The following is a 26,341-nucleotide window of genomic DNA, read 5'->3' on the forward strand; positions in this document are numbered from 1 at the left end:
TAGATTGATTAATAATCATATACAGGAAATTTGTGGCACGAAATGTTATTTTGTCAAAGCTGGTTATTGACGGGGATATGACTTAATTCGTGCTTTCTCTGGTTGAATCAATTACATAACTGTCAATGTTTCACAACGTGTTGTTGTACAGAAAAACATAATATTGTACCTGAAGTTAGCAATAAAATGGTCAACCGTGGAAAATATTAAGAGACTGATTGAAAATAAAGGGTTTTTTACAAGATGTATAAAGTTATTTTAAACAGTCTCTTAACTATATCGATTCTTAAATTAGCTCAGATCTGATACTTCAGCATCTGGACCATTTTTCTTGACCGATTCAATTCCATTATCGCGACTAGCTACGCTTTCATACATTTCGCTAGTCCCAATCACCTGGCCATTTGTCGCTTTTAAAGTGAAATAAGGTTTATCATTCGTAGAAGTTTTTCTTTCGTATTTAGTATCATCTGACGAATTCTTTTTAACAGATTCAATGCCGTTTTGGCAAGCACCTTTAGTCGTATAGCCTTCACTTGCCAAAATTACCTGACCGTTACCTGCTTTTAAATTGAATTGAAATTCTCCGTTTTTTCTTTTCGTGATCTCAAATTTTCCCATGATTTCTTTTTTAGTTTTTAATTAGGTTGACTTTCAATGCAATATAAAAAAAAGAAAACATAAACAAAAAATGAAATTGCTTGATTTTTGTTTTTAATTATAATTAAAGATAAGAAACTAATCCTACATAATAGATAACTAAATTAATGTAACAAGAAACAAATGTGGGATTGAATTAAATACTATTTAAGTCAAAGGTCTTATCCAATCTGATTCCTTTCTCAGTTTGCATTACTGTACAGCATTCATTAAAAGGGTCATGTTCCAGATACAAAATGTAGTTCTTATCTGCAGCTTCTTGTAAAAAAGCTTTCTTTTCTTTTAGCGTCTGCAATGGAAACATATCGTATGCCATAACATAGGGTAAGGGAATGTGTCCTACAGACGGCAGAAGGTCTGCCATATATACTATAGTTTGTCCTTTATACTGTATTTGAGGTAGCATCATCGCATCTGTATGTCCATATGCAAAGCGGATGTTAATCCCATCATGAAATTCTACGCCATCCTTATCTGCAACAAATCTCAGTTGCCCACTTTCCTGAATAGGTAAAATGTTTTCTCTTAAAAATGAAGCTTTCTCTCTGTCGTTCGGATTTACTGCCCAATCCCAGTGTTGTGCATTGCTCCAGTAAAAAGCATTTTTAAATGCTGGGCGAAGCCGGCCGTCAGTTTCTCTAACAATAGAACCTCCACAGTGATCAAAATGTAAATGAGTTAAAAAGACATCTGTAATATCATTCCTGCTAAAGCCTTTTGCGGCTAAGGACTTATCTAATGAGTCCTCTCCATGTAAATAATAATGTCCTAAAAACTTTTCATCCTGCTTGTCACCAATTCCATTGTCTATCAATATCAGTCTATCACCATCCTCAATAAGCAGGCATCTCATCGCCCAGGTACATAAATTATTTGCATCAGCTGGATTGCTACGTTGCCATATTGATTTAGGTACTACGCCAAACATTGCGCCGCCATCCAATTTAAATAGTCCTGTATTTATAGTATGTAAGTTCATCTTTTAAATGAGTGGATATGTAATTAATAAACATTAGAGCATGTAAATGTAAAGATAAAAAAAGAGGTAGTTAATAACTACCTCTCTAAGTTTTTAAGAACAAATTCAATGATTTAATTTGTCTTCTATAAGTGAATTACCTCGCCATACGCATCAGCAGCGGCTTCCATAATAGCTTCGCTCATTGTAGGGTGTGGGTGTACAGATTTGATCATTTCATGACCAGTAGTCTCCAATTTACGGGCAACTACAATCTCAGCGATCATTTCAGTTACGTTTGCACCAATCATGTGTGCACCTAATAACTCGCCATATTTAGCGTCAAAAATTAGTTTTACAAAACCATCTTTAGAACCAGCAGCACTAGCCTTACCCGAAGCAGAGAATGGGAATTTACCAATTTTCAATTCATAACCGGCAGCTTTAGCTGCTTTCTCAGTGTAGCCAACTGAAGCAATTTCCGGACTGCAATAAGTACAGCCAGGGATGTTATTGTAATCCAATGGTTCTGGTTTATGACCAGCAATCTTTTCAACGCAGATAATGCCTTCAGCAGAAGCAACGTGTGCAAGTGCTTGTCCGCTTACGATATCACCAATGGCATAATAACCTTTTACAGAAGTATTGTAGAATTCATCGACAACAACTTTACCTTTTTCAGTTTTGATCCCAGTCTCTTCTAAACCAATGTTTTCAATATTAGAAACAACACCAGCAGCAGAAAGTACGATGTCGCACTCTAACGTTTGCATACCAGAGGCTGTTTTAACCTGAACTTTACAACCAGCACCACTAGTATCAACTGATTCTACGCTTGAAGAAGTCATGATGTCGATACCCACCTTTTTCAAGCTGCGTAATAATTGTTTTGATACATCCTCATCTTCAACCGGAACTACATTTTCCATGAATTCAACGATAGTCACTTTAGTACCAAGTGTTGCGTAGAAATAAGCAAACTCAACACCTATAGCACCAGATCCTACAACAACCATAGATTTTGGTTGTTCAGGTAATACCATAGCTTGTCTGTAACCGATCACTTTTTTACCATCTTGTTTAAGGTTAGGTAATTCTCTTGATCTTGCACCTGTAGCTAATATAATACTAGTTGCAGTATATTCTTTTTGTGTACCATCTGCAGCTTTAACCTCTACTTTATTTCCAGGTTTAGCTTTTCCAGTACCCATAATCACATCAATTTTGTTCTTCTTCATTAAGAATTGAACACCTTTGCTCATGCCATCAGCAACACCACGACTGCGTTTAATAACAGCAGCGAAATCTGCTTCAGCTTCGGCAGTTTTAATACCATATTCAGCAGCATGATTAATATATTCAAATACCTGAGCGCTCTTTAATAATGCTTTAGTAGGTATACAGCCCCAGTTCAGGCATATTCCACCTAAAGATTCGCGTTCAACTACCGCAGTTTTTAAACCCAACTGAGAAGCTCTGATCGCAGCTACATATCCACCAGGACCGCTGCCTATTACAATTACATCGTAGTTCATATCTTTAATAAGGAATTTATCTTAGTAATTGCCAAAATTAAAAAAAAATGTTCATTAAATACCTGTAACAGGAGATGATTATGCTATGTTGTTCATAAAGAATGGTGTTATAGCTTTATTTCAAATTTGATTGTTAGCTAGAATGAAAATAAATAATTGATAAACTGTTGGTTATATATTTAATATTTCTGTTAAATGTTGAAAAATACTGTGATTCTTAATAATTATTTAACATTGGAAAATGGAATGCTTGCATAATAAATATATAACTTTGCATCAGTATTTTATAAATACGATATAACGCAAAAAACAAAATTATTATCTAACTCAAAAAGAATGAAGAAATCTTTACTAATCAAAATCATGGTTTTACTCCTTGTTTTTGCAGGGACAGCTGTGTCCCTACGGGCGCAGGTAACCACATCAAGCCTTAATGGAGTTGTGGCTGATGGGAAAGGCCCATTGCCAGGTGCAACAATTGTTGCTATACATGGTCCAACTGGGACAAAGTATTCTGCAACAACGACAGCTGATGGCAGATACAATTTTGTAAATATTAATACGGGTGGTCCGTATACAATTACATCAAGTTATGTAGGTTACAAGAATGAAAAGATTGAAGGATTATATCTTAAATTAGGAGAGACTTTTACCCTTAAGATCAAGCTAGAAGAAGGAGGACAGGATCTTCAAGAAGTTCAGGTCATAGGTCAAAATAGTACAGCTCTTAATAGTAAGAGAACTGGAGCTTCTACAACTATTGGTAAGAAACAATTGGAAACATTGCCTACATTGAGCAGAAGTTTGCAGGATTTTACCCGCCTAACTCCACAGGCCAATGGAAACTCTTTTGCAGGTACAAACAACCGTTATAACAGTATTACGATTGATGGTGCGGTAAATAATGATGTTTTTGGACTGTCCAGCAGTGGAACCCCTGGTGGACCAGCTAACACTCAGCCAATTTCTTTAGATGCGATTCAGGAAATTCAGGTATTAATTGCACCTTATGACGTAACTCAAGGGAACTTTACAGGAGGAGGCGTTAATGCAATTACTCGTTCAGGTACGAATACAGTAGAAGGATCGGCTTATTTTTTTGGTAGAAATCAGAATACTATTGGGAAAAGTGTTGACGGATTAAATACCAGAGCAAATGAGTTTTATAACACAACTTATGGTGCACGCTTAGGCTTCCCGATTGTTAAAAACAAATTATTCTTTTTTGCTAGTGTTGAACAAACGCGTATTCAGACACCTACGACATTTAATGCTGGTGATCCTGGTGCTTTGATTTCAAAAGATGAAGCGCAAAAAATTGCCTCAGAACTTCAAAAATCTTTCTATAATTATGATGTAGGTTCATTTGATGAAATTCAAACTAAAACAGAAAGCACCAAATTGTTTGGGCGTTTAGATTGGAATATTAATGAAAAACACCAATTAACTTTGCGTCACAATTACATCAAAGCTTTTGATGATAATATAAGTAGAAGTTCGACCTTATTCCGTTTTGGTAATAACGCTTACAGATTTAATAATGATCAAAACGTATCAGTATTAGAGTTAAGAAGTAGATTTAATCAAAATTTATCAAATAATTTGATTGTTGGGTACTCTAGAATCAGAGATGCTCGCGGAACGAGCGGTAGATTATTCCCTCAAATTGCTATCAATAATATTGGTGGTGTTTCAGGGCAATCTCTTCAGTTTGGTACAGAAAGAAGCTCTGCAGCAAATGAGTTAGATCAGGATATCTTCGAGTTTACCGATAACCTTAAGTTATTTGCAGGTAAACATACCTTTACTTTAGGGACACATAATGAGTTCTTTAAATTCCGTAACTTATTTATCAATAATGTTAATGGTTTTTGGCAGTATAATAATTTGGATGATTTTTATGCTGGTAAGCCTAACCGTGTGCAAGCAGCCTATTCAATTCTTCCTGGTGAGAATCGTCCTGCAGCACAGTTCTCTGCAGCCCAATTAGGATTCTATTTCCAAGATGAAATTGAGGTTGATGAATACTTCAAGCTTACAGCTGGATTAAGAGTGGATGTCCCATTGTTTTTTGATAAGCCATTAGCAAACCCTTTAGTCCCTACAACTTTTCCTGGCTTAGCTACGGATAAATTGCCAAGTGGACAGATCTTAGTTTCTCCACGTGTTGGTTTTAATTGGGATTTAACCGGAGATAGAGCAATTCAATTAAGAGGTGGTATTGGTTTGTTTACGGGGCGTGTTCCTTTTGTTTGGATGTCTAACCAGTTTACAAATAGTGGAATGCTGTATGGAAGTGTAGACCAATTTAACTCTACTTCCGCACCTTTAACATTTGTTCCGGACCCAGATAAACAAAGTACAGCAGGTACACAAGGTAAGACTTATGAAGTTAACCTTTTGTCTAAAAACTTTAGAATTCCTCAGGTATTACGTTATAGTTTAGGAGCAGACTTTAAATTACCAGGTGGTGTTTTAGCTACTTTAGATGGAATGTATTCTAAGACAATAAATAACATTACTTATCAGAATATAAATTTGAAAGGTCAGACAGGTACTTTACCTTCTAACTTATCTGGTGGTGCTGATAATAGACCAACATATGCTGGTCCCAAAGTAAGTACTACATTTACAAATGCATTGTATCTCGATAATACCAATAAAGGATACTCGTATAGTTTAACTGGGCAATTATCAAAAGCCTTTAACTTTGGTTTGAATGCAATGATTGCTTATACATACGGCGAGTCTAAAGATGTTAATAGTGGAGCAAATAGTACAGCCTATTCTAACTGGCAATTTGTTCAAATCGTAAACGATGCCAATAATCCTGAATTGTCATATTCTAATTACGATTTAAGACATCGTATCGTAGGTAGCTTAGGTTACGGCATAAGCTATGGTAAAAACAAAACTTATGGAACTTCATTTGCTATGTTCTATTCAGGAAGATCTGGATCGCCATTTACTTATCTATATTTTGGTGATATTAATAGTGATGGTGCTAATCAAAATGATTTGATGTATATTCCTAGAAATGCTAGTGAAATTAAATTGGTTCCATTTTACACCAGAGATGCATCGAATGCTATAGTGCCCGCTCCGGGATCAGCTACTCCAGCAGATCAGTGGATAGCACTTGATAATTTTATTTCAAGTGATCCTTATTTAAGTAAACATAGAGGTGAGTATGCTGAACGTAATGCAGCTAGAACTCCTTGGGAGCATCAATTTGATGTTCGGATTATGCAAGATTTGGGCGGTATGATTGGCTCAACTAAGAATAGGTTACAAATATCTTTGGATATCACCAATGTGGGAAACCTGATTAATAAAGATTGGGGGAGATCGTATTTCGTGACTAATAATGCAAATACAATTATCAATTACAACACAACTCAATCAACTGATAGAGGCTATAACTTTAAAGCTCCAGCAGGTAATCTACCATACAGTGTCTCAGCTTTTGCCTCGAGATGGCAAGGACAAATTGGTGTAAGGTATTTGTTTAATTAATCATCAGTTTTAATTTATTAGAAAGAGAACATCTTTATGGGTGTTCTCTTTTTTTGTATATAGGAATCGGGTTTTGGGGTAAATAATTAGACTGTCAAAATCACTATTCACTGTTAAACACTCCTTTTTTATATGTCTTTTAAGTCTAGAATGAATTTCATCTGTATTAGTTTTTAATTCCGATGCATTCAATAACAATAAAATTTATACTTTTATACCACAAAATCTAGGTTATAATGGTTAAAATTTTTGTAGGGGGGCTTCGTCCGGATGTTACTGAATTAGATCTTGTAATGTATATAAGTCTACGTGCTCAGGTAAATACGATCAAAGTTGTGCGTGATAAAGTTACGAAAAGATGCAAGGGGTATGCATTTCTGGAAATGACAAGCTTAGCCGAAGCTGAAAAAGCAGTTTCATTACTCAATGGAGAAGAGTATCAGGGACAAGTGTTAAATATTAAAGTAGCAGAAGAGGTAGCTCCACCAGCCACAACTTATGTAAAAGCAAATAAGCCTTTTCAAAAGAAAAGGCCTAGAGTATAACTGAGTTTAAAATTAACTGAGCGATAATAATCGATTGCGTACCAATAAACAAGCTCCAATCAGCCCCGCTCGTTCGCCTAATTTAGACATCTTCAAAACAGTATCCTGATTAACAAGTGTCAGTGAATATTTATTGATTGCACTTTTTATGGGAAGTCTGATATACTCTTCAGTTGCAGCAAGGCTTCCTCCAAGAATAACAAGCTCAGGATTAAACAGGTTTATCAGTAATGCAATGCCACGTCCTAAATTCTCACCTATTTTGGCAATTAATTCAATCGCAAGAACGTCATCATTATTCGCGGCAGCAATGATGTCTTCCATCTTTAAGTCATCAGGATTAATATTTGTTTGAGTTAAAATAGATGATGAACCTTGTAATAGCCTCTCTTTAAACATACGGGTTAATGCCCAGCCTGAAGCCTCTGTTTCCAAGCAGCCTTTTTTGCCACACTGACAGATAATTTCATTATTAAACAAGGGAATATGTCCAAACTCGCCTGAGTAACCCGATTTTCCGTAGTAAATCTGACCGTTAACTATTATTCCAAGCCCAACTCCATGATCCAGGTTAAGAAATAGTATGTTTTTCTCATTTGTAACTACTCCTGCAGAAAATTCTCCATAGGCCATTGATTTTGAGTCATTCTCAAGAAATACCCGGATCCCTATTTTTGATTCAAGAATTTTGCTTAATGGCTCCTCATTAAAATGAAAGAAACTATAACTATATCCTGTTGTATAATTGATGCGACCAGATAAATTAATACCTATCCCTAGTAGTTTTTCTCTAGGTATGCTTAAGCCACTAATAAAGTCTTTAATGAGGTCGCAAAGTGCTTCAAGTGATTCTTTGTTGTTATCGAGGTGATATGGAAGCTTTTCAGCTACTTTAATCAGTTTCTTCTGTAAATCTGATAAGCCTATATTGATGTGATTTTGTTTAATGTCGACACCTATGAAAAAAGCTGAATCAGGAACCAGGCCATATAAGTTAGGTTTACGGCCACCGGTAGATTCCACTTTTCCATAGTCCTTAATCAATCCGTCTTCTATCAGATCAGACAATAGAGCGGTTACTTTTGGAGCGCTTAAGTTTAATTCCTTACATAGGTCTGCAATGGTTGCATTTCCTATATTGGCAAAATAACTAAGTACCCTTTTTTTTAGACTAACGTTTTTGTAGGCTACGCCTGTTACGTTCTCATTATTTAATTCCTCGAAGAAAGTTTTTCCCATTTTAATATTTTACAGATTATACTTTTTATTAAGCCTTGATTTAAAGGGACTAGCTTGTACAAATTAAACATTAATTATTCATAGTTAGGAGGAACTTTTTTCAATGCTTCATGATCTGCAAAAAAAGAATTAATAATGGTTTAACTTGGGCTTTATTTGAGATTTGTTATAATATTTTTAACTTCTTTAATTTAAGAATAAATAAATTTATATTACTGTTACTTAGTAAATAAAAATAATAAATCTTTGTTTGTTATTAATATATTTATATATTCACATTTGATTTGTTTAAAGAAAAGCTACTAACCAAGCTTATCTTATCTAGTGCATAGAATTAGTGCTGGTTTTTGTTATAAAGCTCAGTTAATTTAAAGGGAAGTGTGTATGGGATCTTTATGATAAAAATCTAATAATATATAACCATAACCTAACCAAATGAAATTTAGATTAACCTTTTATTGTTTTTTGTTGGTTTTCTGTATGCCAGCCATGGCTCAAACTTTTGTAAAACCTAACATTATTTTCTCTGGAAATAGTTCCAATGACCTTTATATGTTGTTGCAAAAGCAAGGTCTCAATGTTAAAAGATTTAATGATCCTCTAATGGCTCTTCAATCTGCAAAGGGAGGAGAGGCTTTATTTGTAGTAGCGGATAATTATCCAGAAAAAACGGTAACGTTACCGTTTAGTTTTTTCCAAAAAGCAAGGCATAAAAAAATAAAGTTATATATAGAATACTCTGCAGCAATTCCAGGTGTTCAGATTGATGCTACAGCTAAAAATACTCAATTAGAACGTGGTGTTATTGCAACCACTGTTTTTGGCCCTGATTTAAAACCATTGAGTATTTTAGGAATTAATGATTGCTATGTATTGCCTGCAAAAGTGGAAAGTCCGGATATTGTATTGGCTAAAGTGGCTGGTTTAGATAAGGCTGAGTATGGAATCGATGATGTTGAAAAATTCCCATTGCTTTTTGAAAAGGACAATTTGATGATCGCCACAACTAAGCTGACTAATTTTGCAATTGGTAGGTATGGTCCGGATGATGCCTGGAAGAAGGTTTGGTCTTATATTGTTAAAAAAATGACAGGACAGCAATATGTATTCAAAAATTGGCCCTCTTATGTTACTCCAATGTATAGTCGTAACCAGGTCTTGCCTGCTAATGCAAAACGTAAGAGCGTAGAACTTGGTGTAGAATGGTTTAATAAAGCAAAATTATATATAGATCCATCCTGGAAAGAAATGTATCTTAAGTATCAGGGTAACGGAGAAACACCCTTTGGTCCTCGTGTTGATCAGAAGTCACAGGTAGGTGATGGTACCTTCGGGTTACTTGAAGGGCATGCTTCAAAAATATACCATGATGGTACACAACAATATCGTTATTGGGTAAGAGCCGATGTGCAAGGTGAAGCTGCATTTGCATTGGCTGCTGCGGGGAACCTGTTGCATAATCAGGTCTACGATAAAAAAGCAAATAACCTGATAAATTATATGTTTTATAATTCTAATCTCAGGTCCGAAGAAAGAAATGATAAAAAGAGTCCTTCTTATGGCTTGATTGGCTGGTCTGTTACTCATCCTTTTGTTTATTATGGTGATGATAATGCGCGTGCTTTGCTGGGTATTTTAGGTGCCTCTGCTTTTATGAAGACCGGTAAATGGGATAAAGAAATTGTTGAGGGTATCATGGCCAACTTCAGGACTACTGGTAAACAGGGTTATAGAGGTGGGCACATTAGGGATAAAGATTTGCAGAAATTGGGCTGGGAACATTACTCGAATAGGGATTTTATACATAATGCTCCACATTTTGAATCTTGGACATGGGCTTGCTACTTGTGGTTGTATAATCAGACCGGTTACAAACCTTTGCTAGAGAAAACAAAGAAGGCGATAAGAATGACAATGGAGGCTTACCCTGATAAATGGAAGTGGACCAATGGCATTCAGCAGGAGCGTGCAAGAATGGTATTGCCTTTGGCATGGTTAGTCCAGATTGAGAATACTGAAGAACATCGTAAATGGCTCGATGTTTTAGTTAGTAAATTGTTGGAAAACCAGGTCGAAAGTGGTGCGATAAGAGAAGAGTTAGGGGCTGAAGGAAAGGGAAGGTATGGTCGTACAAAATCGAATGCGGATTATGGCAAGCACGAAGCACCGCTTATCTTTACCAATGGTGATCCAATAGCCGATATGCTGTACACCAGTAATTTCGCTTTCTTCAGTTTAAATGAAGCTGCACACGCCACAGGGAATAAAAAATACGCTGCTGCATTAGCGAAACTTTCTGATTTTCTGACAAGGATCCAGGTAAAAAGCGACCGCTACAAAGACTTAGATGGAGCCTGGTTCAGGGCATTCGAATATAAGCGATGGGAATATTGGGGATCTAATGCTGATGCTGGATGGGGTGTTTGGGGTACTTTAAGTGGATGGACGCAGAGCTGGATTGTTGCTACACAGGTATTAACTGCTCAAAACCAAAGCTTTTGGGAATTGACTAAAAAATCGGAAGTAAAGAATTATATGCAGCCGACTGTGGATTTAATGTTTAACACTAAAAAATAATATAAAAATGCAATCAACGCTAGAAAACTATATTCAACAGTACCGTGATAACTTGTTGGATGATGTTATCCCTTTTTGGTTAAAAAATTCGTTTGATCAAGAATTTGGGGGATTTTTTACCTGTTTGGACAGAACAGGTAAGGTTTATGATACTGATAAATTTGTCTGGTTACAGAATCGCCAGATCTGGTGCTTTTCCATGTTGTATAACCAGGTGGAAAAAAAACAAGAATGGTTAGACTTTGCTATTCAGGGAGCAGAGTTTATGAAAGCGCATGGTCGCGACAAAGATGGGAATTGGTATTTCGCTTTAACAAGAACGGGTGCTCCACTCGTTCAGCCGCATAGTATATTTTCCGATTGTTTTGCTAGTATGGCTTATGCGCAATTGTATATGGCGACTGGCAATGAAGAATATGCTAAGATTGCTGTGGATACGTTTCATAACATTCTGAAAAAGCAGGAAAATAGTAAAGGAATTTACAATAAAAGTTATCCTGGTACAAGGCCAATACAAGGTTTCTCTCTGCCCATGATATTATCTAACCTTGTACTGGAACTCGAAACACTTTTAGATCCTGAATTGGTGGAAAGTACTATGAAAAATGCCATAAAATCGGTTATGGAAGTATTTTATCAATCTGAACTAGGATTGATTCTGGAAAATGTTTCCGATAAAGGGGAATTTGTTGACTGCTTTGAAGGAAGGGTGATAAATCCCGGACATGGATTGGAAGCCATGTGGTTTATTATGGATTTAGGTAATAAAATGTCAGACCCCAAATTAATTCGTAAAGCGGTGGATATTTCGTTAAATATTCTCGAGTATGGATGGGATAAAGAATATCAGGGTATTTTATACTTTAAAGATGTTAAAGGTGCGCCGCCCTTACAATTGGAATGGGATCAGAAATTATGGTGGGTACATGTAGAAACTATGGTTTGTATGTTAAAAGGCTATATGTACACTGGCGACCAGCGTTGCTGGGATTGGTTTGAAAAAGTGCATGCTTATAGCTGGAGCCATTTTGCTGATTCGGAACATGGAGAGTGGTTTGGCTATCTGAATAGGAGGGGAGAAGTTTTATCACCAGCTAAAGGAGGCAAATGGAAAGGATGTTTTCATGTGCCACGTGGTTTATATCAATGCTGGAAAGTATTAGAAACAATTAAAGAAAAACAAAGTACCTTAACTGTATAAAAATGGCCGGTTTTAGTTCACAAAATGTAGTGGTTGAAGAAACAACGTCAACAAGTACTAAGCAGAGTTATGTCCCAGCCCTGATTTCGCTGGGGGTACTCTATTTCATGATGGGGTTTATTACCTGTTTAAATGATACACTTGTACCCTTTTTTAAAAATAGCTTTACTTTAAACTATTCCCAATCATCATTGGTCCAGTTTTACTTCTTTCTAACTTATGGCATAGCCTCCATTCCTGCAGGTAAAATTGTTGAACGGATCGGTTATAAAAATGGAATGGTAACTGGTTTTTGTATTGCAGCATTGGGAGCATTACTATTTTTTCCTGCATCGATATTGCACGAATATTATATATTTCTGGCGGCACTTTTTGTACTTGCTCTTGGAATAGTTATGCTCCAGGTAGCTGCTAATCCATATATTACAGTATTAGGGCCAGCGAAAACAGCTTCATCAAGGTTTACATTAATACAAGGGATAGGTTCTTTAGGTACTACTGTTGCACCTATTTTTGGTGCTCATTATATTCTATCAGGCTTAACAGAACAGCAAACTTCTTCTTCAGATGCGGTAAAGTATCCTTATTTGGGAATAACTGCACTATTATTGATTATCGCAGGAACAGTTTATGTATTAAAACTCCCACAAATTAAAGGAGGCTCTGTTGATGCATCTGAACAAGATTTGGACCAGAAAAAAGGGGTGCTTTCTTTTAGAAACTTAAAGCTCGGGATAGTTGCTCTTTTCTTTTATGTTGGAGCAGAAGTATCAATAGGGACATTTTTAACCAATTATATTGCTGATACCTTATCAATCAGTGAAGCAGCAGCAAATACTTATGTTGCATTTTATTGGGGAAGTATGATTGTTGGACGTTTGTTTGGTGCGGTGATTCTCAATTACCTTAAACCCTCAAATGTGCTTGCTTTTTGTGGTATAGCAGCAATGGGTTTGATTGCTATTTCACTGAGTACAGGTGGAAGCATTGCTGTCTGGTCAATGATTGGGGTTGGGTTGTTCAATTCTGTAATGTTTGCAGTTATTTTTTCCCTCGCTGTAAACGGAGTAGGTAAATATACCACAAGGGCGTCTGGGTATTTGTCTACAGCTATTGCTGGTGGCGCAATTATATCTTATTCCCAAGGGCTACTTATCGATCATTACAACTGGACCATTGCTTTTACACTTCCTTTATTATGCTATTTATACATTGTTTTTTATGGAGTAAGTGGTTATAAGACTAGTAAATAATTAATGAGGCTAGTTTTACTTCCTGTTCCGCAGGGTGAAAGAGATATTAATCCCGGACTTAGTCAAAATCCGGATTGGTAATTTTAAAATTATATTAAGATAATTTATAATGAAGCGTAGAAATTTTTTAAGTCTCCTTGGTGTTTCGGCAACAGCCGGTGTAATTGGAGTTCCGGCAACAGCTTTGGCTGAAGTTGAAAAGACAACTCAAAAAAATGGGGATGAGCAGCTAAAAGCTGATGTAATAATAGCAGGTGGAGGTCTGGGAGGATTTGCTGCTGCAATGTCATCGCTTAGAAATAAGCAGACTGTAGTCTTAACCGAAGAAACAGATTGGATTGGTGGTCAGTTAACCCAACAAGGCGTACCACCTGATGAGCATGGTTGGATTGAAACACATGGCGCAACGCAAATGTACCGTGATTTCAGAAATGCTATCAGAGATTATTATAAAAAAAATTATCCTCTGGTAGATTCAGCAAAGAATAATCCTTTACTGAATCCAGGAGATGGGTCTGTATCGAAATTATGTCATGAGCCAAGAGTAGCATTAGCTATAATGAATGATATGCTGGCTCCTTACATCAGCTCTGGTAAATTGGTTTTGTTAACAGAATACAAAGTTACTAAAGCAGCAGTAAATGGAGTGAAAGTAGAGTCGTTAACGGCAAAATCTATGCGTACTGGTCGTTTGGTTACACTTACAGCACCATACTTTGTAGACGCTACTGAAATGGGCGATATATTACCATTGACAGGTACAGAATATATCACAGGTACAGAATCTAAAAAACAGACCAATGAGTTGCATGCACCTGAGGTTGCTAATCCAAATAACAATCAGGCATTTACGGTTTGCTTTGCTATTGATTATGTTCCTGGTGGAAATCATGTGATCGATAAGCCGAAAGATTACGATTTCTGGAGTAATCATGTCCCAAAATTGACTCCGCCATGGGCAGGTAAGCTATTGGAATTACATTATTCAGATCCTAAAACTTTGAAGCCGAAACGACTTGGATTTAATCCTGATGGAAGTAAAACAGGATCAATGTTGAACTTATGGAATTATCGTAAGATCATCAACAAGGATAATTTTGTTACTGGTACTTATACGGGCGATATTACCATTGTAAATTGGCCACAGAATGATTACATGCTGGGTAATTTAATTGGCGCTTCTGAAAAGGAGTTCAATAAGCATGTTAATGGAGCAAAACAATTGAGCTTATCATTATTGTATTGGCTGCAAACCGAAGCTCCACGTGAAGATGGGGGTAAAGGTTATCCGGGAGTAAGGCTTCGTAAAGATATTATGGGTACTGAAGATGGATTAGCTAAATATCCATATATCCGTGAATCAAGAAGAATAAAAGCGATGTTTACCATTTTGGAAGAGCATGTGGGTAAAGAAAACAGGGCGATGGTTGCTAAGTCTGAAGAAAAGAATGTTGCTGCTCCTTTTTATGATAGTGTAGGAATAGGTTATTATCATATCGATCTTCACCCCAGTTGTGATCAGGTAAATTATGTAGATTTCAGTTCGTTAAGATTTCAAATTCCATTAGGTGCCTTACTCCCTGTTAGAATGGAAAATATTCTTCCTGCAAATAAGAATATTGGTACGACACATATTACTAATGGTTGTTACAGATTACATCCTGTAGAATGGAGCATAGGTGAGGCGGTAGGTCTGCTGATTCGTTTCGCTAGAGATAAAAATGTAATACCAAGAGATATAAGGAATAATAAGCAGTTGCTGACTGCTTTTCAAGATTATGTTAAATCTCAAGGAATAGAAACGGAATGGCCAAAGGGATAGCTTAAACGTATTGATGGCTTTTACAGGAGGTGTATCATGGATACATCTCCTCTTTTAATGATAATAATGAAATATCTCTTGAAAATGGCAGGTAAAGTATTTTGCCTGTTTTTTTTATCGCTTCAAGCTGAGAAACCTATCCGGCTTTTCTGAGCAGATTGATTAATCATTAAAACAATATGCTGTGTGTTGATCTGACCTGACAATAAAGTATAACATTAAACAATATTGAACAGCCTGTTTCTAGTGAGCAAACAAGCACCAAGAATGCCTCCTCTTTCTCCTAATGTAGACATCTTTAAGACTGTATCGGTATTCATTAGGCTTAATGAGTATTTGTTAATTGCACTTTTAATTGGAAGTTTGATGTAATCTTCAGTTGCAGCAAGACATCCCCCAAGTATAACCAGTTCAGGGTTAAACAAATTAATCAGTAAAGCAATACCCCGGCCCAGGTTATCACCTATTTTTGCAATCATTTCTATGGCAAGTACATCGTCATTATTGGCTGCGGTAATAATGTCTTCCATAGTCAAATTATCTGGATTGATGTTTTTTCGCGTTAAAATAGATGTTGCTCCTTCTTTTAGTCGCTCTTTAAGCATACGGCTGAGCGCCCATCCTGAAGCTTCGGTTTCCAGACAGCCTTTTTTGCCACAATGGCAAATAATTTCATTGGTAAATAAAGGGATATGGCCAAACTCACCTGAGTAGCCAGACTTTCCGTAATAAAGTTGTCCGTTTACCAATATACCTAATCCGATTCCGTGATCGAGATTTAGAAACAGTACGTTTTTCTCGACAGAAACTGCACCAACCGAAAACTCTCCATAGGCCATTGCCCGGGAATCATTTTCCAGAAATACCCGGATACCAATTCTTGATTCAATGATTTTGCTTAAAGGTTCTTCACTAAAATGAAAGAAACTATAGCTGTATCCTGTGGCGTAATTTATTCTTCCTGAAAGATTAATGCCAATGCCCAGCAATTTTTCACGTGGTATGGTGAGCGCTGAAATAAAATCATTAATCAGTATAATTAATGCCTCTAATGATTCTTTGTTATTTTCGAGATGATAAGGTAGCTTTTCTGATACTTTAATCAGGTTTTTTTGTAAATCTGAAAGACCTATGTTGATGTGATTTTGCTTAATGTCGACACCAATAAAGAATGCTGACTCAGGAACGAGGCCATATAGATTAGGTTTACGCCCACCCGTAGAATCTACTTTCCCATAATCTTTAATGAGCTCATCTTCGATCAGATCTGCTAGTAAGGAAGTGATTTTTGGAACACTTAGATTTAATTCTTTACAAAGATCAGCTATAGTGGCATTACCAACATTGGTGAAATAGCTAAGTAATTTCTTTTTAAGACCAAGGTTTTTGTACGCAACACCAATGATGTTTTCACTGTTTAATTCTTCAAAAAAAGTTTTACCCATTTTATTAATTACAGTTTTATGCCTGAGTTAGTTTGGTTTCAGTATGATTGACGCAAAATAACTGTAATTTATTAATTATCAAGATCAAGACTATAGTCTGAAGGCGAATGTAATTATTGATTAATATGATGTTATCCACTGATTTTTAAACTATATATGTAATTTTTATAATGAGCTTGTAAAATAGAGTTAATGTAATATATCTGTTATTAACTTAATAATAAAATATATTATATTGTATTTAGTTATTAAAAAATATCTATATTCACATGCTGAATAAGAAAAGCCTTGTTGTTTGTTTTTAACGACCTTTTTAGCACGTTGTGAAATATGAAGATAGTTGGATTGGATATTTTTCCCGTTGGAGCAATTTGGAATATCTTAATAATAAAAATTAAAATATGAATAAATTAAAATACATATTGATTCTTATTTTTGGATTAGGGGTATTTTCGGTAAACGGACAAGATTTGTTGGTGCTTAGATCGTCTGCATTAAAAACAACAGATAGTGTGCTGGTTTATAAACCGGTAAGTTATGATGTAAAAGTTAATTATCCTGTAGTGTATCTATTGCATGGTCATTCGGCAAATTATAAAACCTGGAGTAGGCTGGCTGCTTTGCAAAGTATGGCAGATAACTATAAGTTTATAGTGGTTTGCCCGGATGGATTAAAAAGAAGCTGGTATATGAACTCGACTAATCCAGATAGTGCACAATATGAAGATTTCTTTATGAAAGAGTTGATGCCAAAAATTAACAATACTTATAAAACAGATCAGGCTAAGGTTTTTGTAACTGGGGCCAGTATGGGTGGTTTTGGAGCAATGAATCTTTTTCTAAATCATCCTGATGTTTTTTTAAGTGCTGGCAGTACCTCTGGTGTGCTTAACTTAAGGCATTCGGGTTTTAAGAAAACAACTATAGCTTATTTGTTGGGTGCATACTCTGAAGAAAATAAAGCATTTGATGTGTACTCACCTGTAAATAGACTGGAAAGTGTCAAGGGGTTGAAAAAGACACTCATTTTTGACTGTGGAACTGAAGACTATTTATATAAAGCCAATAACCAATTCCGTCAGAAATTAGACGATCTGAAAATAAGGGCGACCTATATTGCTCAGCCAGGAGGACATACTGGTACTTACTGGACAAAAAGTATTATAGCACATTTCGACTTCTTCTATGAGCTGGCTAATAAGGCTTAAGGATTTTACAGGTGTTAATGAATCATTTTTAATTAAGAACACAAAAAACAAACAAATGAAATACAAAAACTTAAAAACTACATTGAGTATGGCACTTATTTGTGGTGCTATGCAATTGAATGCGCAGACTATTAAAGTGGAAGATGCAGCAAACTTGTTAAAAGCAAAACAAGGTAATGTTGTTTTGCTGAATGACTTTTTTGCGGTTAAGCCTGCTGATATTAAATACGATAAAATGGTTTTGCCTGGACCGCAGTTTATTATTTCTGATGACCCTGAATACATCAGGATTCCAGAGGCAATTGCTTTGCAGGAAAATGTACAGCCAGGTGCAGTTAGGTTGTATGTGTACAATGTGAATGGTGTAAAAGAGCCTGTTAAGATAGATCGTAAAATTACGGCTGTAATTAAAAATACAGGAAAGAAAAAAATGCATATCCGTATGCTGAAGTATTCTTCACAGAAGCCTAGTGCTAATTATTTCCAGATTGGTAAACAGGGGTTGGCAGATTATTTTGCCTCTAACGGATCAGATGAAATTCGTGTAGTGGAGCCAGGTGCAGCAATTGCTATAGATGAGAAATTAGAACGTAATGTTGTTAAATATGATGAATTGACCCATGGTTTTTATGATTTTGTAATCGATCAGCCAGGACAAATCAGTATCATTCAAACAGATCTTAAAACATCAGGTCCTGTTGCTTTAAATAGAATCAAAACAGTTATTCCAACAGGACATAAAAATGCAGGTCGTGGTTTATTCGGTGTAAGTAATTATAAAATCACAGCTGTTGATGTATTGGATACTAAAAACGGTGCGGCAGAATTTATTGTAGCTGATGGAGTAAAAGATCCTTGGGTTAAGGGTATAGAAGGAACAAGTGGAAAAGAGTCTACGCTTGCTGGTAACTACGGTGTGATGTATGAAATGGAATTGAAATGGAAAAGTACAGATGGTAAAGGTTTGGCTTTGGTTACCTGGAATTCTCGTTCAGCCGACAATCAATGGTGCAATGGTATGGCTGCAACAATGATTGTAAGTAAGGGAAAGTTCAAAGAAGGGATCATCCAGTTGCCTAGTGATAGGTTAGTTACTAAAGCTGCTCCCGAAGCCATATTGGTTCAGGTATTTCCACCAGCTAAAAACGGAGAGGAGCAAACAATTAAGTTAACTTATTCTCCGCCGGGAGCATCTTGCTTGCCAACCCCATTGGTATTTATTCCAGTAGATATGGATACGTTAAAATAATTAGATAGAGTATTCTAAAAGTCTTTTTCTAACTAAGAGGCAGGCGCCCATAACGCCTGCCTCTTCACCAAGCTTTGAAAGTTTTAATTGTGTGTCGCTGTTCACAAGGCTTAATGAGAATTTATTTAAAGCACTTTTAATTGGTAAGTGCAGGTGTTCGCCGGTTGAGGCTAGCGCTCCACCTAAAATAACCAGCTCCGGGTTATAAATATTAATCAATAAGGCAATGCCACGTCCCAGTTTCTCTCCTACCTTAGCAATTAGCTCAATCGACAATACATCATCATTGTTTGCTGCATTGATAATGTCCTGCATTTGAATGTTATCGTCTGCTGTTTTATTCAGTGAAGTTGAGGATCCGGTAAGTAATTTTTGCTTAAATAGCTCTATTAAAGCGCGGCCTGAAGCCTCAGTTTCTAAACAGCCTTTTTTACCACAATGGCAAATGATCTCGTTGTTAAATAAAGGGATATGTCCTATTTCACCGGCAAAACCAGATTTTCCATAGTACAGTTCATTGTTGATTAAAACGCCCATACCCAGGCCGTAATCTAAATTCAAAAACAATACATTTTTCTCCTCTTTTACTACGCCACAGTTAAACTCTCCATAAGCCATAGCTCTTGAATCATTTTCAAGGTAGGTCTTTAAATTGAGCTCTTTTTCCAGCAATTTACTTAATGGGTCTTCGTTGAAATGGAAAAAACTATAGCTGTATCCAGTGGCATAATTAATCCTTCCTGAAAGGTTTAAACCAAGGCCTAATATTTTATCTTTTGAAATGGCTGATTCCTTAATGAAGTCTTTGATTAATTGACAAAGTGCGGCGAGGGACTCCGCTGTATTGTTTAAATTATAAGGAACGTCTTTAGATATTTTGATGAGTTTTTTTTGTAAATCTATCAGACCAATGTTAATGTGGTCATGCTTTACATCAACACCAAGGAAAAAACCCGAGTCGGGTGCTAATCCATAAATGTTTGGTCTTCTGCCGCCTGTTGAACCGACTTTTCCAAAATCTTTTACCAATCCGCCTGAAATTAGTTCAGTTATTAGTGTGGTTACTTTAGGAACACTCAGATTGGTTTCTTTACATAGTTCGGCAATAGTTGCATTGCCAGCGTCAGCAAAATAAGAGATGATCTTTTTCCTGATATGTATATTTTTATAAGCGACTCCAGTTAATATATCGCTGTTATCATCAAAAAAATCAGTTTTCATAGCGTTGTTTGTATTGCTCAATTGCATTGTATTTGCAATCTTGTTAATAATTATTAATAATATTCTTCAATATTTAATGAAAAAGTATTGTTTTAACCAAAGTTAAATAAAAACACTCAGCTTGTATGCATAATGCATTATTTATGAGTGAAATTGTGTTTAGAACATTTTTTGTGCTTGTCTGACGGCAACATTCTTGTTTGTTTGTAGAGTTAGTAATAAGGATATTTAAGATAATGTTAGTAAATCTTTGCCTCTAGGAACGCTTGTTTTGGTATGTTTGTAAAAAAAATAATATAACTATTGGGATGTTATTAATATATTTAATAAAGTTATTATATTTACTGCATAACCAACCATTATGAATAGAAAACTAAACCTTGCTATTATTCTTATCGCAGCAATGTCTTTATTGTCTGCATGCAGTAAATCTAAAGAAGGGAAATTTCATCCTGACAAACCTTTAGTTGATTCAACACCTCTGGTGAGTTTGTCTTCCAATTGGAAGAAGTCTATCCACTTGATGGCTAATTTCCCTAATGGGATACAAGTTTATGAAAATCATACTCCTATAAATGGAAAGCCAGTGTTGGTATATAGTGTTATTTTTGATCCAAAAGCTGATCTGGAATTAAAGCCTGTATTGCTTAATGCTGGTAAAACAGTATCAAATTTTTATAATGATGAACCTGGTCTCAAATATGCAAGTATCAATGGCGGTTTTTTTACAACAGGAAGTTCTTTGAGCTTGTCTATGTATAAAGGTATAGTTGATGCTATAAATATTAAATCATTAAGTCGTCCATATAATAATGTAAGTACATCTTATTATCCAACCAGGGCTGCCTTTGGTATTTCAGCTAAAGGTGTACCTGATGTAACCTGGATTTATCATGTGGGTACAGGTAATGGTACTATTTTTTCTTATGCTGCACCTGCTGCAAATTTATTGGGTTCTGCACCGCTTCCTGTGCCTACAGCCGTAATACCATCTGTTGGAGCTACCTGGGATGTAAGTACCGCAATTGGAGGCTCTCCAATGCTGATAAAAAATGGAGAAATAAATATTACAGATGAAGAAGAATTGATTGTGATTGATGATACTTCAGCACGCGCTCGTTCAGCAATTGGTTATACCCAAAATGGTAAAGTAATCATTCTGGCTGTTGAAGGTGGTAATGCTGCTACAGGTGTTGCAGGTTTAAATTTAGCTCAAATTGCACAATTGATGAAAGAAATGGGATGTATAGGTGCTATAAATCTTGACGGTGGTGGTTCTACAGCGTTAACTGTAAATGGAAAGCAAACAGTTAGGCCTTCGGATACCGGTGGAGCTGAAAGGAAAGTAGTGACCGCATTAATTGTTAAGGAAAAATCTTAGAAAACAAATTTCAATATATATATATAATTACTTAAGTTAAAATGATTCAATCCGGATTTATGAAGGGACTTTTAGTCGCACTGACGTTATCTTTTACCGCTCTAACTATTTCTGTCTCTGCTAAAGAGTATCAAACGCAATTGCTGGTAATTGGTGGTGGTGCAAGTGGAACTACCGCCGCTGTACAGGCTTCAAGGATGGGTGTGAAAACCCTGGTTATTGAAGAAACTGAATGGTTGGGTGGAATGTTGACTTCCGCTGGCGTGGCTGCTATAGATGGGAATCATCAGATGCCATCTGGTTTGTGGGGTGAATTCAGACAAAAACTATATGATTATTATGGGGGTCCTGTAGCTGTAGAAACCGGATGGGTGAGTAACACTTTATTTGAACCGTCTGTGGGTAATAAAAAGCTAAAGGAACTGGCTACAAACCCCAATTTGACCATTTGGTATAAAACAGAATGGAGAAACATAATACGCAATGGAAATAAATGGACTGTTGAAGCTTATGTAAAAGGGAAACGCTCTGTGATCACAGCTGATCTGATCATTGATGCAACTGAATTAGGCGATGTAATGGGCTTTTTGAAAATTCCTTCTCGTATAGGTATGGATAGTCGTCATGATACCGGTGAATCTTTTGCTCCTGAAAAAGCGAATGATATTATCCAGGATTTAACTTATGTAGTGGTATTAAAAGATTTTGGTAAAAATGCCAATAAAACTATTGCTAAGCCTGCAGGTTATGATCCAAAGGAGTTTGATTGCTGCTGCGATGTTACAGATCCATCAGCCGATGCTAGTCAAAAGCGTTCAATAGACTGTAATGTGATGATAACTTATGGAAAGTTGCCAAATAATAAATATATGATTAACTGGCCAAAATGCGGAAATGATATTTATATGAATATCATAGAATTGAGCAAAACGGACAGAGAGAAAGCGCTTAAAGAAGCGAAATTGCATAGTTTAAGATTCATTTACCATTTGCAAACCAAGCTGGGCTTTAAGAACCTGGGAATTGCAACTGATGAGTTCCCTACAAAAGATAATTTACCAATGATTGCTTACCATAGAGAGGCAAGAAGATTAGATGGTAAAGTGACTTTAACGGTCAACGATGTAGCTGCTCCATATCAACAAAAAACAAGTTTGTATCGTACTGGTATTGCTATTGGTGATTATCCTATTGATCATCACCACTTGAAAAATCCAGCAGCACCAGAGATTGATTTTATCAATATCAAAGTTCCATCATACAACATTCCTTTAGGTGCTTTAGTTCCTAAAAATGCTGATGGAATTATTGTGGCTGAAAAAAGTGTGAGTGTAACCAATATTGTTGCTGGAGCAAGCAGATTACAACCAGTGGTATTAACAATCGGACAAGCAGCTGGTGCATTGGCAGCAGTAAGTATTAAAAATAATCAACAGCCTGCTGATGTAAATATCCGTGAGGTACAATCAGCATTATTAGAAAGTAAAGCTTATCTGATGCCATTTATTGACGTGAAGCCTGAGGATAAAAACTTTGTCACGATGCAAAAAATTGGTGCTACCGGAATATTAAAAGGAACTGGAATTGCATACAAATGGGCGAATCAAACCTGGTATTATCCAGAGCAACCGATTAATGAGTTTGCACTGGTAGAAGGTTTTAAGTCTTTTTATCCTGTAATGGAAGATTTAACGCCATCTGGAGAAATGGTAGATGCAGCATTTGCAGTAAAACTGTTGTCTTCGGTTGCAAAAAAAGAAATTACACTTTCAATGATTTCTAAAATTATAAATGAAAGTGTTGCGAAACAAGAAGTAAATGGAGAGACTGTTTTATCGAGAAGAGCATTGTCTGTATTGATAGATCAGATCTTAAATCCATTTGCAAAGGAAATTGATTTTAACGGATCGGTCAAAAATAAATAAACCAAATTATCAAACTAATCAAATTCATTATGCTACAAATATTTATAAAAAAGAAAGTTTGGCTTATCAGTGGGGTAAGTCTCCTTCTTTTGATGTGCATTTCTACAGCTTCCTGGGCACAGGAACGAACGGTAACAGGGGTAGTTAGTGATCTTCAGGGTGGACCACTTGTAGGGGTAATTGTGCAGATAAAAGGAAGTAAAACCACTACAGCAACTTCTTCAAAAGGTGACTTTTCAATTAAAGTACCTGAAGGAGCTCAGACTCTTGTCTTCAGGTACATAGGATTTGAAGATAGAGAAGTGGTAGTAAACCAGAGTAATACAGTTAAAGTAACATTAAGAGAATCGGTGTCTCAATTAAATGATGTTGTAGTAATCGGTTATGGTACAGCTACAAGAAAGGATTTAACAGGTTCTGTTGGAACAGTGAGTATGGCCGACTTAAATAAGGCTCCTGTAAAATCATTTGATGAGGCTTTGGCTGGTCGTGTGGCTGGTGTTCAGGTAGTTTCTAGTGAAGGACAACCTGGTGCACCAATTGAAATAAATATCAGGGGTAATAACTCGATTACACAATCAAACTATCCCTTAGTAGTTATTGATGGTTTTCCTATGGAAGATCCAAATAATGCTGTAGTAAATCCTTTAAATACCCTTGATCCGAACGAGATTGAGTCCATAGATATTCTTAAAGATGCTTCTGCAACTGCCATTTATGGCGCCAGAGGTGCAAATGGGGTAGTGATGGTAACTACTAAAAGAGGTAAGCTAGGTGCGCCTGTGATTAGTTATAATGGCTATTTTGGATTACAGCAGAATAACAAAAGAATGAAATTGCTGAATCCTTACGAATTTGTGAAACTGCAAAATGAGATTGATCCGGTAAGAACGAAGACGCTTTATTTTAAAGAAGGAAGAAACCTGGAGAGCTATAGAAACCTTAATGGTATAAACTGGGAAGATGAAGTTACTCGTGTTGCACCAATGCAAAATCATTATTTGTCATTGGCGGGCGGAACTCAAAAGACTAAGTAGCTTTCGGTGCCACAGGAATATTAATCCCAAATGAAAGTTTAGGTTTAAGTGGTATTGATGAAGGTGATCCATTGAACATCACTTCTGTAACTTCTAAGTCGACTATGGCTGCTTTTATCAGTAGAGCTAATTACAAACTATTAGATAGATATATATTTACGGCTACTTTCAGAGCTGATGGGTCTTCAAGATTTATAGGAGGTAACAAGTGGGGATATTTTCCATCAGCAGGTTTTGCCTGGCAAATTAACAATGAACCATTTGCAAAGGATATCAAATATCTCTCAAATGCTAAATTAAGATTGTCATGGGGTAAAACAGGAAATAATGGTGTTCCCAATTTCGGGGTTTATCCTAGTATAAGTTATGTAAGTAATGATCCTACAAATCCTTTTAATAGTAATCCAGGTTATATGTTTGGAAATGTTTATAGTAAAGGAGTAGTTTATACAGGTTTAGGAAACCCTAACTTAAAATGGGAAACAACAGATTCATATAACGTTGGTCTAGATCTGGGTTTCTTTAAGGAACGTTTAACATTAGGATTAGATTTATACAATAAAGAAACTTACGATTTATTGCTAAATGCTGTAATGCCTCCTGTGAGTGGATATAGCAGAGCTATCAAAAACATTGGCTCTACACAGAATAATGGTATGGAGATTACCTTGGGGGGAACACCAATACAAACCAGAGATTTTTCATGGAATGCTTCATTCAATATCGCCTTCAATAGAAATAAGATTCTTGGATTAAGTGAAAATCAACTGATGATTGCTACCGCTCAAAACTGGGGAGAGGACTGGAAAAATATTCCAGGTTATGTAGCTAAAATCGGAAGCCCGATTGCTCAGTTTTATGGATTAATATATGATGGCGTTTATGGTTATGATGATTTTATTAAAGTTGGAAATACCTACACTTTAAAGGAAAATGTTTCGGCGCACGGTGGTGCAAGAGGTAATGTTCAACCAGGCGATATAAAATACAGAGATTTGGATGGTGACCTTCAAATTACTGAAAATGATAAAACCGTAATTGGAAGTCCTTATGCTAAACACACTGGTGGCTTTAACAATAACTTTAGTTATAAAGGATTCGATCTGAACGTGTTTTTCCAATGGTCTTATGGTAACGATATTATCAATGCCAACAGAATTATGTTCGAATCATCTTATAAATATGGATACAATCAGTTTGCAACATACGCAGATAGATGGACTCCTGAGAATACAACTTCGAATATACCAGGGGTTGCTGCAGGCCGTGGAGGATCTTTAAAAGCATATTCTACAAGAACTATTGAAGATGGCTCTTTCCTCAGGTTAAAGACTGTTGCACTTGGATATAAATTGCCGACAGAACTTTTAAAAAGAACAAAAGTGATTAAATCAGCAAGGGTTTATGTCTCTGCACAAAACCTTTACACATGGACAAATTATTCAGGTTATGATCCAGAAGTTTCTGTTAGAAACAGTGCTTTAACACCAGGGTTTGATTACTCTGCTTACCCTAGAGCACGTACAATTACTTTCGGAATTAACAGTACTTTTTAATAAAATATAAGTT

Annotated in this window: 18 protein-coding genes; 12 read left to right on the top strand and 6 right to left on the bottom strand. The window is 36.1% G+C overall.

The window, feature by feature from the left end; all coding sequences use genetic code 11:
• Positions 1 to 291: 291 nt before the first annotated feature.
• The 3 genes from WC623_RS16665 to lpdA form a co-directional block, all read right to left on the bottom strand.
• The gene (locus WC623_RS16665; protein ID WP_372853821.1) at positions 292 to 624 is read right to left on the bottom strand and encodes a YegP family protein; all 333 of its coding nucleotides are present in this window, start codon (positions 622 to 624) and stop codon (positions 292 to 294) included.
• Positions 625 to 796: 172 nt separating this feature from the next.
• Positions 797 to 1,639, bottom strand: a complete 843-nt coding sequence (locus tag WC623_RS16670) for an MBL fold metallo-hydrolase (RefSeq protein WP_372853122.1) — start codon at positions 1,637 to 1,639, stop codon at positions 797 to 799.
• A 125-nt stretch (positions 1,640 to 1,764) separates the two neighbouring features.
• Entirely contained in the window at positions 1,765 to 3,153 is a 1,389-nt protein-coding gene (gene lpdA / locus WC623_RS16675; RefSeq protein WP_372853124.1) for a dihydrolipoyl dehydrogenase, read from the bottom strand.
• 336 nt (positions 3,154 to 3,489) lie between these two features.
• Between lpdA and WC623_RS16680 the strand changes: the two genes are divergently transcribed.
• Together WC623_RS16680 and WC623_RS16685 are read left to right on the top strand one after the other, a co-directional pair.
• Entirely contained in the window at positions 3,490 to 6,669 is a 3,180-nt protein-coding gene (locus tag WC623_RS16680) for a carboxypeptidase regulatory-like domain-containing protein (protein WP_372853126.1), read from the top strand.
• A gap of 236 nt (positions 6,670 to 6,905) precedes the next feature.
• Positions 6,906 to 7,214, top strand: coding sequence for an RNA recognition motif domain-containing protein (locus WC623_RS16685; protein ID WP_372853128.1), 309 nt, complete (start codon positions 6,906 to 6,908; stop codon positions 7,212 to 7,214).
• A 12-nt stretch (positions 7,215 to 7,226) separates the two neighbouring features.
• On the opposite strand, the gene WC623_RS16690 is transcribed toward WC623_RS16685, so the two are convergent.
• On the bottom strand, positions 7,227 to 8,453 hold the full coding sequence (locus WC623_RS16690) for an ROK family transcriptional regulator (protein WP_372853130.1): 1,227 nt from the start codon (positions 8,451 to 8,453) through the stop codon (positions 7,227 to 7,229).
• A gap of 435 nt (positions 8,454 to 8,888) precedes the next feature.
• Here WC623_RS16690 and WC623_RS16695 point away from each other — a divergent pair, with 435 nt between their 5' ends.
• The 4 genes from WC623_RS16695 (at position 8,889) to WC623_RS16710 (ending at position 15,306) form a co-directional block, all read left to right on the top strand.
• The gene (locus WC623_RS16695) at positions 8,889 to 11,030 is read left to right on the top strand and encodes a hypothetical protein (RefSeq protein ID WP_372853132.1); all 2,142 of its coding nucleotides are present in this window, start codon (positions 8,889 to 8,891) and stop codon (positions 11,028 to 11,030) included.
• Positions 11,031 to 11,037: 7 nt separating this feature from the next.
• A complete protein-coding gene (locus WC623_RS16700) occupies positions 11,038 to 12,231 on the top strand; it encodes an AGE family epimerase/isomerase (RefSeq protein ID WP_372853134.1) in 1,194 nt (397 codons plus the stop codon).
• A 2-nt stretch (positions 12,232 to 12,233) separates the two neighbouring features.
• The gene (locus WC623_RS16705; RefSeq protein WP_372853136.1) at positions 12,234 to 13,484 is read left to right on the top strand and encodes a sugar MFS transporter; all 1,251 of its coding nucleotides are present in this window, start codon (positions 12,234 to 12,236) and stop codon (positions 13,482 to 13,484) included.
• A gap of 109 nt (positions 13,485 to 13,593) precedes the next feature.
• Positions 13,594 to 15,306 (top strand): FAD-dependent oxidoreductase, encoded by a 1,713-nt coding sequence (locus tag WC623_RS16710; RefSeq protein WP_372853138.1) that lies wholly within the window; start codon positions 13,594 to 13,596, stop codon positions 15,304 to 15,306.
• Positions 15,307 to 15,524: 218 nt separating this feature from the next.
• Here WC623_RS16710 and WC623_RS16715 read toward each other — a convergent pair whose 3' ends face one another.
• Positions 15,525 to 16,751: an ROK family protein gene (locus WC623_RS16715; protein WP_372853140.1), complete on the bottom strand. Its 1,227-nt coding sequence runs from the start codon at positions 16,749 to 16,751 to the stop codon at positions 15,525 to 15,527.
• Between the two features lie 401 nt (positions 16,752 to 17,152).
• Here WC623_RS16715 and WC623_RS16720 point away from each other — a divergent pair, with 401 nt between their 5' ends.
• Together WC623_RS16720 and WC623_RS16725 are read left to right on the top strand one after the other, a co-directional pair.
• Positions 17,153 to 17,959: an alpha/beta hydrolase gene (locus WC623_RS16720; RefSeq protein WP_372853142.1), complete on the top strand. Its 807-nt coding sequence runs from the start codon at positions 17,153 to 17,155 to the stop codon at positions 17,957 to 17,959.
• A gap of 55 nt (positions 17,960 to 18,014) precedes the next feature.
• The gene (locus WC623_RS16725; protein WP_372853144.1) at positions 18,015 to 19,208 is read left to right on the top strand and encodes a copper amine oxidase; all 1,194 of its coding nucleotides are present in this window, start codon (positions 18,015 to 18,017) and stop codon (positions 19,206 to 19,208) included.
• On the opposite strand, the gene WC623_RS16730 is transcribed toward WC623_RS16725, so the two are convergent.
• The gene (locus tag WC623_RS16730; protein WP_372853146.1) at positions 19,209 to 20,429 is read right to left on the bottom strand and encodes an ROK family transcriptional regulator; all 1,221 of its coding nucleotides are present in this window, start codon (positions 20,427 to 20,429) and stop codon (positions 19,209 to 19,211) included.
• Positions 20,430 to 20,790: 361 nt separating this feature from the next.
• Between WC623_RS16730 and WC623_RS16735 the strand changes: the two genes are divergently transcribed.
• The 4 genes from WC623_RS16735 to WC623_RS16750 all read left to right on the top strand — a co-directional run bounded on the left by WC623_RS16735 (position 20,791) and on the right by WC623_RS16750 (position 26,328).
• The gene (locus WC623_RS16735; protein WP_372853148.1) at positions 20,791 to 21,810 is read left to right on the top strand and encodes a phosphodiester glycosidase family protein; all 1,020 of its coding nucleotides are present in this window, start codon (positions 20,791 to 20,793) and stop codon (positions 21,808 to 21,810) included.
• A gap of 59 nt (positions 21,811 to 21,869) precedes the next feature.
• A complete protein-coding gene (locus WC623_RS16740) occupies positions 21,870 to 23,735 on the top strand; it encodes an FAD-dependent oxidoreductase (RefSeq protein WP_372853150.1) in 1,866 nt (621 codons plus the stop codon).
• Positions 23,736 to 23,764: 29 nt separating this feature from the next.
• Entirely contained in the window at positions 23,765 to 24,772 is a 1,008-nt protein-coding gene (locus WC623_RS16745) for a TonB-dependent receptor plug domain-containing protein (protein ID WP_372853152.1), read from the top strand.
• Positions 24,773 to 24,843: 71 nt separating this feature from the next.
• Complete coding sequence (locus tag WC623_RS16750) at positions 24,844 to 26,328, top strand: SusC/RagA family TonB-linked outer membrane protein (protein WP_372853154.1); 1,485 nt, start codon at positions 24,844 to 24,846, stop codon at positions 26,326 to 26,328.
• The last annotated feature ends 13 nt before the right edge of the window (positions 26,329 to 26,341 follow it).

Origin of the sequence: Pedobacter sp. (assembly GCF_041645105.1) — a bacterium.
Taxonomy (GTDB): Bacteria; Bacteroidota; Bacteroidia; order Sphingobacteriales; family Sphingobacteriaceae; genus Pedobacter.